The sequence below is a fragment of the Bradyrhizobium sp. MI1.11 genome (assembly GCF_055811255.1).
Genome location: NZ_JBVVPM010000072.1, coordinates 1 through 13776 on the forward strand (window position 1 = coordinate 1; position 13776 = coordinate 13776).

Below are 13776 nucleotides of genomic sequence, written 5' to 3' on the forward strand. Positions count from 1 at the left end.
CCTCGACAACCCGTTCGGCACGAGGTTGTCACCCATGTCTTAGGTACGACCTGTTACCTATGTCTCCGGTCTGGACACGCGGAATTTGGTAGCGGGAGAGGGACTCGAACCCCCGACCCCAGGATTATGATTCCCGTGCTCTAACCAGCTGAGCTACCCCGCCACAGGGTCGCGAGGGCCTGACAAGGCCGATCTCGCGAACGCGCGGCATATAAGGAAGGGGGCGGCAGGCTGTCAATCCGCCTTCGCTTCCGCTTAGCGAAAGCTTCGGCGGACATGGCCGCGGGTGGAGACGAATTGGCTTGTTTTGAGCTTAATTTCCGGCCGCACCGTCATGGCCGGGCTTGTCCCAGCCATCCACGGACTTCTTCGCTGCCGCCGAGAACGTGGATGCCCGGGACGAGCCCGGGCATGACGACGAGATTGGGGATGCGGAACAGGGCCTATTTCGGCCTTACTGTCGGATCCCCGCCGGGGCTGCCGGGGGGCGGGATCACGGGCATGGCGCCGTTCGTGCTAGGCGCCGGGGCGTGCATCTCGGGATCGACGCCGGAGGGCGGGCAGAGCACGCCGTCCGATTTGGCCAGCTTGTCGCCGAGCGGTTCCCGGGACTGGCCGGTGGTGGTGCCGTCGGCTGAGCGGTTCGGGCGGTCCTGCGGCGTACAATTCGTCGCATGCTGTGGGGATGGCGGCGCGGTTTGTTGCGGCGGCGTCGCCGGGGCGGGCGGGGCCTGCGCGATCGCGCTGCCGGAGGCGGCGATCAGGAGGCTGGCCAGAATGATGTTCGATGTGGTGCGCATGGGAGGGAAACGCGCGGGGCGCGCGCCCTGTTCCCACCCCCGAACATTACGATTTGAGGTAGCGGATCAACGAAAAGTGCCCCATCGGCGGCATCGGGCGGCGCTCCGCCAGCGTAACGCCGCCGTGCTTTGCGGCCCAGACGACCAGGCGGGCCCACGGAAACTCCGGGCGCCAGCCGAGGCGGCGGGCCAAGGGCGCAAACGCGAGTTCGGAGAGTTTGCGCAAACCCTTTTCGGCGCCGATGTGATTGACCAGGATCAGCTCGCCGCCGGGCTTCAAGACGCGCACGAACTCGTCGAGCGTGCCCTCCGGATCCGGCACGGCGGTGATGACGTATTGCGCGACCACCGCGTCGAAGAAGTTTCCGGGGAAGGCGAGATTCTTCGCGTCCATCACCGAGAGCACCTCGACATTGCTCAGGCGCAGCGCACGCACGCGCGATTGCGCCTTGCGAAGCATCGGCTCGGAGATGTCGACCCCGCAGATTTTTGTGGTGCGCGCATAATCCGACAGCGAAAGCCCGGTGCCGACGCCGACGTCGAGGATACGGCCGCCGATACGGTCGGCCTCGGCGATGGTCGACTGCCGGCCGGCGTCGAACACCTTGCCGAACACGAGATCGTAGACCGGCGCCCAGCGGCCATAGGCCTTCTCGACCCCGGCCCGCGAGATGTCTGCTGCCATGCCCCTGCCCTATATATTTTTTTAGCCGCGGACCGCTTCTGCGAGCGGCCTCGTCGTGCTGCTTGCGGCCTTCGCGGCGGCGCTTTGAATGAAGCCGCCGCCGAGCACGCGGGCCTGGCCGCCAGGTGCGTCGTAGAACACGCAGGCCTGGCCCGGCGAAACGCCCTCTTCGCCGGCGACGAGCTCGACCTCGTAATGGCCGTTTGCGCCGCGCAGCCACGCCGGCTGGGGCGCGCGGGTCGAGCGCACGCGCACGAACATTTCGAGTCCATTGCCGATGGCGCAGTCGATGTCGCCATCGCCAATCCAGTTGACGTCGCGCAAGCTGATGCGATGCATCTTCAGCGCCTCGCGCGGGCCGACGACGACTCGGCGGTTGGCGGCCTCCAGCCGCACCACGAACAGCGGCGCGGCGGCTGCGATGCCGAGGCCGCGGCGCTGGCCGATGGTGAAATTGGCGATGCCGTTGTGACGGCCGAGCACGCGGCCGTCGAGATCGACGATGTCGCCGGGGTCCATCGCGTTCGGCCGCAGGCGGGTGATGATATCGGTGTAGCGCCCGGTTGGCACGAAGCAGATGTCCTGGCTGTCGTGCTTATCGGCGACGGCAAGACCGAAGCGCCGCGCCAGCTCGCGCGTCTCGGGCTTGGTCATGTCGCCGAGCGGAAAGCGCAGATAATCGAGCTGTTCCTGCGTGGTCGCGAACAGGAAGTAACTCTGGTCGCGATCAGCGTCGGCGGCACACACCAGCGCGCGCGAGCCGTCGTCGCGGCGACGCGAGGCGACGTAATGGCCGGTGGCGAGCGCGGTGGCGCCCAATTCGCGCGCGGTCTTCAAGAGGTCGCGGAACTTGACCGAGCGGTTGCACTCGATGCACGGCACCGGCGTCTCGCCGAGCGCGTAGCTGTCGGCGAAATTGTCGATGACGGATTCGCGAAAGCGGTCCTCGTAGTCGAGCACGTAATGGGGAATGCCGAGCTTGGCCGCGACATCGCGGGCGTCGTGGATGTCCTGGCCGGCACAGCAGGCGCCCTTGCGATGGGTCGCAGCACCATGGTCGTAGAGCTGCAGCGTGATGCCGACGACGTCGTAGCCTTCCGCCTTCAAAAGCGCAGCCGTCGTCGATGAATCGACGCCGCCCGACATGGCAACGACGACCCTGGTATCCTCAGGACGGCCTTCGAGATCCAGACTGTTGAGCATGGGCCTTAAAGCGTTGTGGACGGCGGCGTTGGGCGATCCGCTGGGTGCTTCCGGCGGGACATCGGCGATCCCCGGGAACTGAGAGTTCCCGAAGGGCACGGCCTGCCCGGTCGAAAGCGGTTGAGAGCTGTCTCTTTAATATAGGCGGCCTTCCGGTGAAGCAATCACGGACCCCGCAAGGTTTACGGCAATTCTTGCCGAGGAGGCAGAAATGGCGGGCCTTCGAGAGGCCCTGGGGCGGGGACGCCAAATCATCAAACCATTGATTTCACTAAATAAAATTACTCAGCGCGAGGATGGCCCGCTCCTTGCTCCCTCTCATGGCGAAGATGTTTCCAAGGGGTTGCCTGTGGTCGGTCGTACGTCAGATGTCGTGGCAAGCGTGCAAGTCCCAAGCGCGCAGCAAAAGCCTGCCCGGTCGCAAGCGCCGAAAGAGAACTCCGCCAACGACTCGTTCGGCTCGCTGGTGGACAGCAACACCCAGGCGATCAGCGACAGCGCGGCGTCCTCCGCGCAGGACTCCCCGCGCCGGACCGATTCATCCTCCTCCGCCTCGGACAGGAGCCCGCGCGATCGCTCGGCGACCGACAAGCCCTCGCAGAGCAAGGCCAGCGACGACACTGACAATTCCGCGTCCGCCAAAAACGACATCAAGAACGACGCCAAGAGCGACGCCAAGAACGATACGACGGCTGATGCGGCCAAGGCTGATAGCAAGACCAAGGACAAGCCGGAGGCGTCCGACGCCAAATCGGCCGACAAGTCTGCGGACAAGTCCGACGAGACCAAGGGGGACAAGGCCGACGGCAGCCTTGCCGCCGTTGACGCCGTCGCGGCCGCGCAGATTGACGCGACGCAGGCCGCCGCTGTGCCCGATCCAAACGCACTCGTCGTGGCCGTGCCGGCCGATCCGAACGCGGCTACGAACCAGGCCGCCGGCTCCGCCTCCTCGCCGCTGACGATTGCCGCCGCCGGCATCGCCGCCAGCGCGTCCATCGCGGCGCAGATCGCCGGCCCCAAGACCGATACCGCGACGCCGGGCGACAAGAGCGCCAAGACCGCAAGTGCCAAGGTCGATGCCGACACTTCGGCGACGCTGGCCGATGCCGCGACCGGGACGACCGATTCGACCGCGACCGATGCCAAGACCAATGGCGGCCTGATCGCCGCGGTCGACCAGGGCACGCCAAAAACCTCGTTCAAGGCCGCAGCCCTTGCGCACGGCGCGGGTGACGTCTCCAATATCGGCCAGGACACCGGCAAGGCGAACGCCGCGCAGACCTCGGCGACAGCAGCGTCCGCCACCACGGCGCATCCGCAACCGGACAAGCCGTCCATCGATGCGAACGCGGCCGACGCCAAGGCTGGGACTTCCGACCGCACCGCCGATGCGGCACCGGCGACGACAACCAATCATGCCCATGCCGGCACGCAGGTCGCTGTCCCCACCACCGACACCAGCGCGCAGGCGGCCTCGGCCGTGCAGGCGTCGCTGACCAATACGACTTCGGCCGCGACCGCTTCGACCGCGACGCTCACGGCGACCGCGGCCACCAATACGGCCATTCCGATCAGCGGCGTGCCGATCGAAATTGCCGCCGCCGCGCGCGCGGGCAAGACCCGGTTCGACATCAGCCTCGATCCGCTCGACCTCGGCCGCATCGACGTCCGCATCAATGTCGACCGCAACGGCCAGGTCACCTCGCATCTCACCGTCGAGAAGCCGGAGACGCTGCAGATGCTGCGGCAGGACGCGCCGCAATTGCAGCGCGCGCTCGACGATGCCGGCCTCAAGACCGGCAGCAACGGGCTGTCCTTCAGCCTGCGCGACCAGAACTCGTCGGGGCAGAACTCCGGCCAAAACAACGACAATGGCGGCAATGCCCGCCGGTTGATCGTCAGCGACGACGACGCAGTTCCCGCAGCCCCGGTCGGGCGCAGCTACGGCCGCATGCTCGGATCGAGCAGCGGCGTCGATATCAGAGTGTGAGGAGTATTCGATCATGACTACCACGAATGCCGCCACCGCCCCGTCCGTCGTCTCCGGCACGACCGACCTGCCCAAATCCTCGTCGAACCCAAGCCTGGGCTCGAGCACCGGCGCGACGCTGGCCGGCAACTTCCAGACCTTCCTGACGCTGCTGACGACGCAGCTGCAGAACCAGAACCCGCTCGATCCGCTGGACACCAACCAGTTCACACAGCAGCTGGTGCAGTTCGCCGGCGTCGAGCAGCAGCTCAAGACCAACGACTCGCTGTCCCAGCTCGTCACCCTGCAACAGACCACGCAGGCGACCCAGGCGCTCGGCTTCGTCGGCAAGACCGCCCTGGTCGACGGCACGACCGCAAGCATGACCAACTCGTCGGCAACCTGGCATCTCAACGTGCCCAGCGACGCCACCGTCGACATCACCGTCGCCAATGCCAGCGGCCAGACCGTGTTCACCGGCAAATACACCGCCGGCGCGGGCACCGACGTTCCGTTCACCTGGAACGGAATGGGCAATGACGGCACGCAATGGCCCGACGGCAAGTACACGATCTCGGCCACGGGCAAGGACGTCGCCAACAACAATGTCGGCATCGCCGCGCAGGTGCAGGGCACGGTGTCATCCGTGGACCTGACCCAGTCGCCGCCGCTGCTGACCATCGATGGCGCCAGCTACACGATGAGCCAGGTCAAGAGCATCATCGCGACGGCCAGCAATTAAAGGCGGAATGCCGCTGTGTCGTCCTGGCGAAAGCCAGGACCCATCGCCACCGAAAGTCGTTTTGGCGCGAGGAAGTAACTCCGAGTCTTCGCCAAACTTCGCGCTGGGGTAATGGGTCCTGGCGTTCGCCAGGACGACGTTGAGGGCCGTGCGACACCCCCGCAGGCCTCTTTCGTTAGTAAAGTATTTACGAACACCCCCCTCGGCCCGCCCGGACGCACCGTCCCGCCGGTCGAGACGGCTGCGTTCCAGCCATTTTCAACGAGAATTGTATTGAAGCCTTAGGCTTAGCGGATTTTTAAGTCGGCGGGCGTAGGGTTCCTGAGTGAGTTCAGTGGTTGAGAGTTTGTGAGTACGCCATGACAGAACCCCATCGCCCGAGGGTAAAATACGTCATCGGGCCGGACGGTAGTCCGTTGACGATTGCGGATCTGCCTGCACCCGGCACCAAACGCTGGGTCATCCGCCGCAAGGCCGAGGTCGTCGCCGCAGTCCGTGGCGGTCTTCTCTCCCTTGAGGAGGCCTGCAGCCGTTATACCCTGACGGTTGACGAATTCCTCTCCTGGCAGTTTTCGATCGACCAGCATGGTCTGGCGGGACTTCGCACCACCCGTATCCAACAATATCGCCAGTAGGCAATCCGGAAATCTGCGGCTTTTGACGAAAATCGGCCTCGCCTTGCGAGGCCGATTTTTTTCATGTTTCGTTTTGGCGCTACTTTTGTCGCAGCTCTTAACCTTCGTTAACCATATCGAAACCATCACCTAGGCAATAATTGCCCAGTCGGCCTTTCCTGTGAAAGCAGCCGAATCTGTCGGGGCGGTTGCTTGCAAGGTCTTGCGGACTTTCTGAAGGGTATCGGAGCCGCCCGGTTCGGGGCGATGATCGCGGTCACCGCCGCGCTCGTCGGCTTCTTTGCGTTCGTCATCATGCGCGTCACCACGCCGCAGATGACGACGCTGTTCACCGACCTCAGCGTCGAGGACTCCTCGGGCATCATCAAGGACCTGGAGCGCCAGGGCATCCAGTTCGAGCTGCGCAACGAGGGCACCATCATCATGGTGCCCAAGGACAAGGTCACCCGCCTGCGGATGAAGCTCGCCGAGGGCGGCCTGCCCAAGGGCGGCGGGGTCGGCTACGAGGTGTTCGACAAGTCGGATGCGCTCGGCACCACCTCTTTCGTCCAGAACATCAACCATCTCCGCGCGCTGGAAGGCGAGCTCGCCCGCACCATCCGCGCCATCGACCGCATCCAGGCCGCCCGCGTCCATTTGGTGCTGCCCGAGCGCCCGCTGTTCTCGCGCGAGGCGCCGGAGCCGTCGGCCTCGATCGTGGTGCGGGTCCGCGGCGCGCTGGAAGCCCAGCAGATCCGCGCCATCCGCCACCTCGTCGCCTCTGCCGTGAACGGGCTGAAGCCGCAGCGGGTCTCGATCGTCGACGAGACCGGGCAGCTGCTCGCCGACGGCGCCCAGACCGATCCGGAGCAGGCGATGGGCGACGAGCGCCGCACCGCCTTCGAGAAGCGGATGCGCAAGCAAGTCGAGGACATCGTCTCCTCCGTGGTGGGGACGGGGCGCGCCCGGGTCCAGCTCTCCGCCGATTTCGACTTCAACAAGATCACCCAGACCTCGGACAAGTACGATCCCGAAGGCCGCGTGCTGCGCTCGACCCAGACCCGCGAAGAGCAGAGCATGACCGCCGACAACAACGGCCAGGTCACCGTCAACAACGAGTTGCCGGGCAACCAGCAGAACGGCGGCGTCGCGGCCAAGGACCAGAGCAAGAAGAGCGAAGAGACCAACAATTACGAGATCTCCCGCACCACCAAGACCGAGGTGACCGAGGCCGGCCGGGTCAACCGCATCTCGGTCGCGGTGCTGGTCGACGGCATCTACTCCAAGAACGACAAGGGCGATCTGGCCTACCAGGACCGCACCAAGGAGCAGCTCGACCGCATCGCCACGCTGGTGCGCTCGGCGATCGGCTTCGACCAGAAGCGCGGCGACCAGGTCGAGGTCGTCAATCTGCGCTTTGCCGACGCCCCCTCCACCACCCCGATCGCGGAGCCGAGCGGCTTGCTGGGCATGCTCCAGTTCACCAAGGACGACGTCATGTACTTCGTCGAGCTCGGCGTGATGATGCTGCTCGGCCTGGTCGTGCTGTTCCTGGTGATCCGGCCGCTGGTCAAGCGCATCCTGGCATCGGACGAAGTCGCGGCCGCCATCTCCGGCGTCCTCACCGGTCCGGCGAGCGACGAGGCCGCGCCCGCCAGCCAGCCGCTCCTGCCGAGCGGCGCCGCGAGCGCGATCGACGTCGCCACCGTCCAGGGCCAGGTCCATGCCCAATCCGTCCATCGTGTCGGCGAACTCGCCGAGCGCAATCCCAACGAGACCGTCGCCATCATCCGCCAATGGCTGACCGAACCCACGAAATAATCGAGAAGTGATCTGACATGGCCGCGGCCCTGCAAAACGCCAATTCCAACGACATCACCAGCGTGATCTCCACGCTCGGTCAGCGTGCCGGCAGCCGCGGAGGCGCGAAGGTCGACGCGGTGGCGGGGCCGAAGCGCGCCGCGATCCTGATGCTGGCGCTCGGCGAGCAATATGGCGGCAAGATCTGGTCGCTGCTCGACGACGACGAGGTGCGCCAGCTTTCTCTGGAAATGTCGACGCTCGGTACCGTCGAGGTCGACACCGTAGAGGACATGCTGCTCGAATTCGTCTCGCGCATGTCGGCCTCCGGCGCGCTGATGGGCAATTTCGACGCCACCGAGCGGCTGCTCCAGCAATATTTGGCCCCCGAGCGCGTCAACGGCATCATGGACGAAATCCGCGGCCCGGCCGGCCGTAACATGTGGGAGAAGCTCTCTAACGTGCAGGAAGAGGTGCTCGCCAATTATCTCAAGAACGAATATCCGCAGACCATCGCGGTCGTGCTGTCGAAGCTGAAGCCGGAACACGCCGCGCGCGTGCTTGGCATCTTCCCCGAGGATCTGGCGCTCGACGTCGTCAACCGCATGCTGAAGATGGAGGCGGTGCAGAAGGAGGTGATCGAGAGCGTGGAGAAGACGCTGCGCACCGAATTCATGTCCAATTTGTCACAGACCCGCCGACGCGACGCCCACGAGGTGATGGCGGAAATCTTCAACAATTTCGACCGCCAGACCGAAACCCGCTTCATCACCTCGCTGGAAGAGGACAACCGCGAATCGGCCGAGCGCATCAAGGCGCTGATGTTCACCTTCGACGACCTCGTGAAGCTGGATTCCGGCTCCGCCCAGACCCTGATGCGCAACGTCGACAAGGACAAGCTCGGCGTCGCGCTCAAGAGCGCCAACGAGGACGTCCGCAATTTCTTCTTCGGCAACATGTCGTCGCGTGCGGCAAAAATGCTCCAGGATGACATGGCGGCGATGGGTCCGGTCCGCCTGCGCGACGTCGACGAGGCCCAGGCGCTGCTGGTCAACCTCGCCAAGGATCTCGCCGCCAAAGGCGAGATCATGCTGACCAAGAACCGCGCCGACGACGAGCTGGTGTATTGATGGCCGCTCCGGCAAAATTCCTGTTCGACAACGACTTCGCAGCGCCCGACCGGACGCGCGAGAAGGCCGCAACCGCGGCCGAGATAGCCCAGAAGGTCGCGGAAGCCGAGGCGCGCGCCTATCAGGACGGCTTCGCCGCCGGCCAGCGCGAGGCCAAGGCCGAGAGCGACCGCCGTGTCGCGCTCGCCATGGAAGAGATCAACATCGCCATCCGGGGCATCGCCTCGGGCATCGGCAACATCGAATCCAAGATGGAGACCGAGGCGGTCGACGTCGCGGTCGCGGTGGCGCGCAAGCTGTGCGCCGATCTGGTCGCCGCCGAGCCGCTCGGCGAGATCGTCGCGCTGGTCAAGGACTGCTTCTCGCATCTGGTCGCGACGCCGCATCTCGTCGTCCGCATCAACGACGCGCTCTACGATTCCGCGCGCGAGAACATCGAGCGGCTGGCCAGGCAGAACGGCTTCGAAGGCCGGCTGGTGATTCTGGCCGAGCCGGAGATTGCCACCGGCGACTGCCGGATCGAATGGGCCGATGGCGGCGTCGTGCTGGAGCGCGCCGCCATCGCGGCCAAGATCGACGAAATGGTGGGACGCTATGTTGCGTCCCGCAGGGGGAGTTAAATCATGAGCGACACTGACGGACAGGTCCCGCTGCCCGACCTCAACGGCCCGATGCCGCCTACTGGCACCGACGTCGGCTACAACGAGGACGAATATGCGACGCGCGCCGCCGCCGACCTCGAGGCCGTGTTCGACGTGCCGGTGCAGGTTTCGGCGGTGCTGGGCCGCTCCAAGATGGACGTCAGCGAGCTGTTGAAGCTCGGACCCGGGACCGTGCTCGAGCTCGACCGACGCGTCGGCGAGGCCATCGACATCTACGTCAACAACAAGCTGGTCGCCCGCGGCGAAGTCGTCCTGGTGGAGGACAAGCTCGGCGTGACCATGACCGAAATCATCAAGACTGAACGCGCCTAAAGCGACGACGCGCGGCAGCGCGACCACAGGAGACTGACATGCGGCTTCTCATCGTTGGCACATTGAAGGGCCAGCTCACCACCGCCACCAAGATCGCGATGGCGAACGGCGCCACCGTGACCCACGCCGAGGATAACGAACAGGCGATGCGCGTGCTGCGCAGCGGCAAGGGCGCCGACCTGCTGCTGGTCGACGTCGCCCTCGACATCCGCGACCTCGTGATGCGGCTCGAGGCCGAACACATCCACGCGCCGATCGTCGCCTGCGGCATCACCAACGACGCCCGCGCCGCGGTCGCCGCGATCCATGCCGGCGCCAAGGAATACATCCCGCTGCCGCCGGACCCGGAGCTGATCGCAGCGGTGCTGGCTGCCGTCGCCAACGATTCCCGCGAGCTGGTCTATCGCGACGAGGCGATGGCCAAGGTGATCAAGCTCGCCCAGCAGATCGCAGGCTCGGACGCTTCGGTGATGATCACCGGCGAATCCGGGACAGGCAAGGAAGTGCTGGCTCGATACGTCCACACCCGCTCGGCCCGTGCCAAGCGCCCGTTCATCTCGATCAACTGCGCCGCGATCCCCGAGCATCTGCTGGAGTCCGAGCTATTCGGCCACGAGAAGGGCGCCTTTACCGGCGCGATCGCCCGTCGTATCGGCAAGTTCGAGGAGGCAACCGGCGGCACGCTGCTGCTCGACGAAATCTCGGAGATGGACGTCCGCCTGCAATCGAAACTGCTCCGCGCCATCCAGGAGCGCGTGATCGACCGTGTCGGCGGCACCAAGCCCGTCCCGGTGGACATCCGCATCATCGCAACCTCGAACCGCAACCTGGTGGATGCGGTGCGCGAAGGGACGTTCCGCGAGGACCTCTTGTTCCGACTCAACGTCGTGAACCTGAAGATCCCGCCGCTGCGCGAGCGTCCCGCCGACATTCTCGAGCTCGCCCAGCACTTCGTGAAGAAATACGCCGAAGCCAACGGCGTGCCGATGCGCCCGATCTCGGCGGAAGCGCGGCGTGTGCTCTCCACCAACCGCTGGCAGGGCAACGTCCGCGAACTCGAAAACACCATGCACCGTTCGGTCCTGATGGCGCAGGGCGACGAGATCGGTGCCGATGCGATCCTCACGCCCGACGGCGACCGCCTCGACCTCGCCAAGACCGCACCGGCCGTGGCGCATGCCACCATGGCCGCCGAGCAGGTGACGCGGGCACTGGTCGGCCGCACCGTCGCTGACGTCGAGCGCGACCTGATCCTGGAGACGCTGAAGCACTGCCTCGGCAACCGAACCCATGCCGCCAACATCCTGGGCATCTCGATCCGCACCTTGCGCAACAAGCTCAACGAATATTCCGACGGCGGCATTCCGATCACGCCAGCCGGCACCCCGGGTGAATATCCGCGCATGCCGATGGTGGGGGCGTAGGCGCTCCTGCCGAACATTGAGACTGCGAATGCCCGGGGCTGGTCCCGGGCATTTTTGTAGGTGAAGTGCAGACAGCCTCCAGACTCTCAATGTCGTCCTGGCGAAAGCCAGGACCCATTACCCCAAGGGGCGTTGGCGAAGATTCGTCGTTCGGTACTCCTACCACCCTCCGTCGACAGATTCCGCGGTATGGGTCCTGGCTTTCGCCAGGACGACGTTGGGGAGGCAGCGTGCATCAAACCCGCAGACTGCGACATGGCCGCACCGCATTCTCCGACTAGGTCAAGCCCCCGCAAAGCCCTATAAGCGCCACCGAGAACCACGCGAGGGTGAACATGTCTCAAGCTCAAATCACGGATTGGCTGGCGTCGCAGCGGCAGGCGATGATCGACCTGCTGCGCGATGTCGTGAACATCGATTCCGGATCCTATGACAAGGAAGGCGTCGATGCGGTCGGGGCGCGGTTCGAGCAGCATTTCGCCGAGCACGGCATTCCGTTCCGGCGCGAAAGCCACGCCACATTCGGCGATGCCATCCACGCCGAAGTCGCAAAGCCCGGCAGCAACGAGAAGCCGGTGCTGTTGATGGGGCATCGCGACACCGTGTTCGGCAAGGGCGAGGCCGGACGGCGTCCGTTCACGATCCACGGTACGCGCGCCTATGGTCCTGGTGTTGCCGACATGAAGTCCGGCGTCGTCATGAACATGTTCGTGGCAACCGCCTTTCACAAATTCGGCGGCAACCCGCACCCGATCAAGCTGCTGATCACCTCAGACGAGGAAATCGGTTCACCCTCCTCGCGGCCCGTGATCGAGCGCGAAGGACGCGCCGCGCGCGCCGTGTTCAATTCCGAGCCGGGCCGTCCGACCGGCAATATCGTCACCGGCCGCAAGGGCGGCATCTTCATGCATGTCGCCATTACCGGCAAAGCCGCGCATTCCGGCGCCAATTTCGCCGCCGGCGTCAGTGCAATCGGCGAGCTCGCGCACAAGATCGTTCATATCCACGCGCTGACCGATCTCGACAGGGGCATCACGCTCAATGTCGGTCTCGTCTCGGGCGGGCAATCCGTCAACACCACGGCGCCTTACGCGGAAGGACAGATTGACCTGCGCTACGTCGATCCGGCGGACCGCGCGAGGGTGATGGCGGCGATCGAGACGATCATCGCGACACCTTACGTGCCCGGTACCAGCGCGACGCTGACGGTCAAAGGCGAGTTCGTGCCGGTGGTGCAGAGCGCCGATTCAAAGGCGCTGTTCGAGAACTATCAGGCCGCCGCAAGGCAGGCCGGCCTCACGACGCTTCAGGGCGAGTTCTCCGGCGGCTGCGCCGATTCCGGCTTCACCGCCGCGGTCGGAACGCCGACCATCTGCGGCCTCGGCCCGGTCGGCGGGCTTGCGCACACGCCAGAGGAATATCTCGAGCTCGACAGCATCGTGCCGCGCGCACAGGCGCTGGCGCTGGCGATTTTGCGGGGATGACTTTGTAGGGTGGGTTAGCCGCAGGCGTAACCCACCTCTGTTGGCTTCGGCGGAGACAGACAGTGGTGGGTTAGGCTTCGCTAACCCACCCTACAAATCTCCTCACGAATAGCTCGGCGCATCCGGCCTGCGGAAGATCTGGATGGGGTCGCCCGGCACGATCGGATGACCGCTGAACATCGCATAGGCGTAGAGCGCGAGATAGGCGATCGCGAGCGCGCCGACCGCGTAGAAGGCCCAGGTCGCGACGCGTTTCATCATTGCGCTCCATTGCTGTCCCGGCGGGAGGCTCAGGCAGCGCTTCTAGAGCGATGACGGGGAAAAGGCCAGCCTGCACGGCCCATCGCCGGCGGCGATCAAATGCCGCGGCGGACGTGGGTGGGAACGCTGACGTCCGCGAGCCTGACCGCGTCTTCGTCCTGATCCACCGCCACGTACTGACCGTGCCAATAGGCCAACGCAGCATTGCGGGTCGAATTCTTGACGTCTCGCACTCGCCCGATGACGATGCCGTGCGAATGGCGCTCGATGAGCTCCTCGACCTCGCAATCGACGGCGGACAATGCGCCGACCAGCAGCGGAACACCGGAGACCGCCGTCACCCATCTGGCGCCAGCGAAACGATCGGCACCCTTAAGTCCGCCCTTGCCAGCAAAGCGCTCGGCGACATCGAGCTGATCGGCCGCGAGGATGTTCACGCCGAAGGCACCGTAGCGGCGGATCAGCGGGAAGGAGGAGGCGTCTCGATTGATGCTGACGATCAGCGTCGGCGGATCGACCGAGAACGAGCTGACCGAGGTGACCGTCATGCCGGTGATGTCCTTGCCCCGTCCGGCGGTGATGACGCTGACGCCGCCGGTCAGGTGGCGCATGGCGCCGCGGAAATCGGCGGAGGAGACGACAGTTTGGGTCATGAGATCGCGGGGCACTACATTCATGGCATCGTCCCCG

Annotated in this window: 14 protein-coding genes and 1 tRNA gene; 9 read left to right on the forward strand and 6 right to left on the reverse strand. The window is 65.3% G+C overall.

Annotation, left to right across the window (positions count from 1 at the left end):
- Positions 1-86: 86 nt before the first annotated feature.
- From AC0L30_RS38055 to mnmA, 4 genes are all read right to left on the reverse strand, one after another.
- Positions 87-163, reverse strand: a tRNA-Met gene (locus AC0L30_RS38055).
- A 280-nt stretch (positions 164-443) separates the two neighbouring features.
- Positions 444-800: a hypothetical protein gene (locus AC0L30_RS38060; RefSeq protein ID WP_007596151.1), complete on the reverse strand. Its 357-nt coding sequence runs from the start codon at positions 798-800 to the stop codon at positions 444-446.
- A gap of 46 nt (positions 801-846) precedes the next feature.
- A complete protein-coding gene (locus AC0L30_RS38065) occupies positions 847-1485 on the reverse strand; it encodes a class I SAM-dependent methyltransferase (protein ID WP_007596152.1) in 639 nt (212 codons plus the stop codon).
- A gap of 21 nt (positions 1486-1506) precedes the next feature.
- Positions 1507-2688: a tRNA 2-thiouridine(34) synthase MnmA gene (mnmA, locus tag AC0L30_RS38070; RefSeq protein ID WP_473406413.1), complete on the reverse strand. Its 1182-nt coding sequence runs from the start codon at positions 2686-2688 to the stop codon at positions 1507-1509.
- Between the two features lie 349 nt (positions 2689-3037).
- Here mnmA and AC0L30_RS38075 point away from each other — a divergent pair, with 349 nt between their 5' ends.
- The 9 genes from AC0L30_RS38075 (at position 3038) to AC0L30_RS38115 (ending at position 12825) form a co-directional block, all read left to right on the forward strand.
- Complete coding sequence (locus AC0L30_RS38075; RefSeq protein WP_473406414.1) at positions 3038-4678, forward strand: flagellar hook-length control protein FliK; 1641 nt, start codon at positions 3038-3040, stop codon at positions 4676-4678.
- Between the two features lie 13 nt (positions 4679-4691).
- The gene (locus tag AC0L30_RS38080) at positions 4692-5399 is read left to right on the forward strand and encodes a flagellar hook assembly protein FlgD (protein WP_007596155.1); all 708 of its coding nucleotides are present in this window, start codon (positions 4692-4694) and stop codon (positions 5397-5399) included.
- Between the two features lie 359 nt (positions 5400-5758).
- Entirely contained in the window at positions 5759-6034 is a 276-nt protein-coding gene (gene sciP / locus AC0L30_RS38085; RefSeq protein ID WP_002714638.1) for a CtrA inhibitor SciP, read from the forward strand.
- Between the two features lie 192 nt (positions 6035-6226).
- A complete protein-coding gene (gene fliF, locus AC0L30_RS38090) occupies positions 6227-7834 on the forward strand; it encodes a flagellar basal-body MS-ring/collar protein FliF (protein WP_219681647.1) in 1608 nt (535 codons plus the stop codon).
- Between the two features lie 17 nt (positions 7835-7851).
- Positions 7852-8943: a flagellar motor switch protein FliG gene (fliG, locus tag AC0L30_RS38095; protein WP_219681648.1), complete on the forward strand. Its 1092-nt coding sequence runs from the start codon at positions 7852-7854 to the stop codon at positions 8941-8943.
- Positions 8943-9563: a FliH/SctL family protein gene (locus AC0L30_RS38100; protein ID WP_219681649.1), complete on the forward strand. Its 621-nt coding sequence runs from the start codon at positions 8943-8945 to the stop codon at positions 9561-9563. The genes fliG and AC0L30_RS38100 overlap by 1 nt, the downstream gene beginning before the upstream one ends.
- A gap of 3 nt (positions 9564-9566) precedes the next feature.
- Complete coding sequence (fliN, locus tag AC0L30_RS38105; RefSeq protein ID WP_007596160.1) at positions 9567-9917, forward strand: flagellar motor switch protein FliN; 351 nt, start codon at positions 9567-9569, stop codon at positions 9915-9917.
- Positions 9918-9955: 38 nt separating this feature from the next.
- A complete protein-coding gene (gene flbD, locus AC0L30_RS38110; protein WP_473406415.1) occupies positions 9956-11341 on the forward strand; it encodes a sigma-54-dependent transcriptional regulator FlbD in 1386 nt (461 codons plus the stop codon).
- A 335-nt stretch (positions 11342-11676) separates the two neighbouring features.
- Positions 11677-12825, forward strand: coding sequence for a M20 family metallopeptidase (locus AC0L30_RS38115; protein WP_473406416.1), 1149 nt, complete (start codon positions 11677-11679; stop codon positions 12823-12825).
- A gap of 102 nt (positions 12826-12927) precedes the next feature.
- Here the strand turns inward: AC0L30_RS38115 and AC0L30_RS38120 are convergent, their stop codons facing one another.
- Both AC0L30_RS38120 and AC0L30_RS38125 read right to left on the reverse strand, forming a co-directional pair.
- Complete coding sequence (locus AC0L30_RS38120; RefSeq protein ID WP_018453881.1) at positions 12928-13086, reverse strand: hypothetical protein; 159 nt, start codon at positions 13084-13086, stop codon at positions 12928-12930.
- Between the two features lie 95 nt (positions 13087-13181).
- Positions 13182-13763 (reverse strand): flavin reductase family protein, encoded by a 582-nt coding sequence (locus AC0L30_RS38125; protein WP_473406417.1) that lies wholly within the window; start codon positions 13761-13763, stop codon positions 13182-13184.
- Between the last annotated feature and the right edge of the window lie 13 nt (positions 13764-13776).

Coding starts and splice junctions, on each gene's coding strand:
- fliN (WP_007596160.1), top strand. CDS start 9,567: ATGAGCGACACTGACGGACAGGTCCCGCTGCCCGACCTCAACGGCCCG.
- AC0L30_RS38100 (WP_219681649.1), top strand. CDS start 8,943: ATGGCCGCTCCGGCAAAATTCCTGTTCGACAACGACTTCGCAGCGCCC.
- AC0L30_RS38080 (WP_007596155.1), top strand. CDS start 4,692: ATGACTACCACGAATGCCGCCACCGCCCCGTCCGTCGTCTCCGGCACG.
- fliG (WP_219681648.1), top strand. CDS start 7,852: ATGGCCGCGGCCCTGCAAAACGCCAATTCCAACGACATCACCAGCGTG.
- AC0L30_RS38115 (WP_473406416.1), top strand. CDS start 11,677: ATGTCTCAAGCTCAAATCACGGATTGGCTGGCGTCGCAGCGGCAGGCG.
- AC0L30_RS38120 (WP_018453881.1), bottom strand. CDS start 13,086: ATGATGAAACGCGTCGCGACCTGGGCCTTCTACGCGGTCGGCGCGCTC.
- AC0L30_RS38065 (WP_007596152.1), bottom strand. CDS start 1,485: ATGGCAGCAGACATCTCGCGGGCCGGGGTCGAGAAGGCCTATGGCCGC.
- mnmA (WP_473406413.1), bottom strand. CDS start 2,688: ATGCTCAACAGTCTGGATCTCGAAGGCCGTCCTGAGGATACCAGGGTC.
- AC0L30_RS38125 (WP_473406417.1), bottom strand. CDS start 13,763: ATGAATGTAGTGCCCCGCGATCTCATGACCCAAACTGTCGTCTCCTCC.
- flbD (WP_473406415.1), top strand. CDS start 9,956: ATGCGGCTTCTCATCGTTGGCACATTGAAGGGCCAGCTCACCACCGCC.
- AC0L30_RS38060 (WP_007596151.1), bottom strand. CDS start 800: ATGCGCACCACATCGAACATCATTCTGGCCAGCCTCCTGATCGCCGCC.
- sciP (WP_002714638.1), top strand. CDS start 5,759: ATGACAGAACCCCATCGCCCGAGGGTAAAATACGTCATCGGGCCGGAC.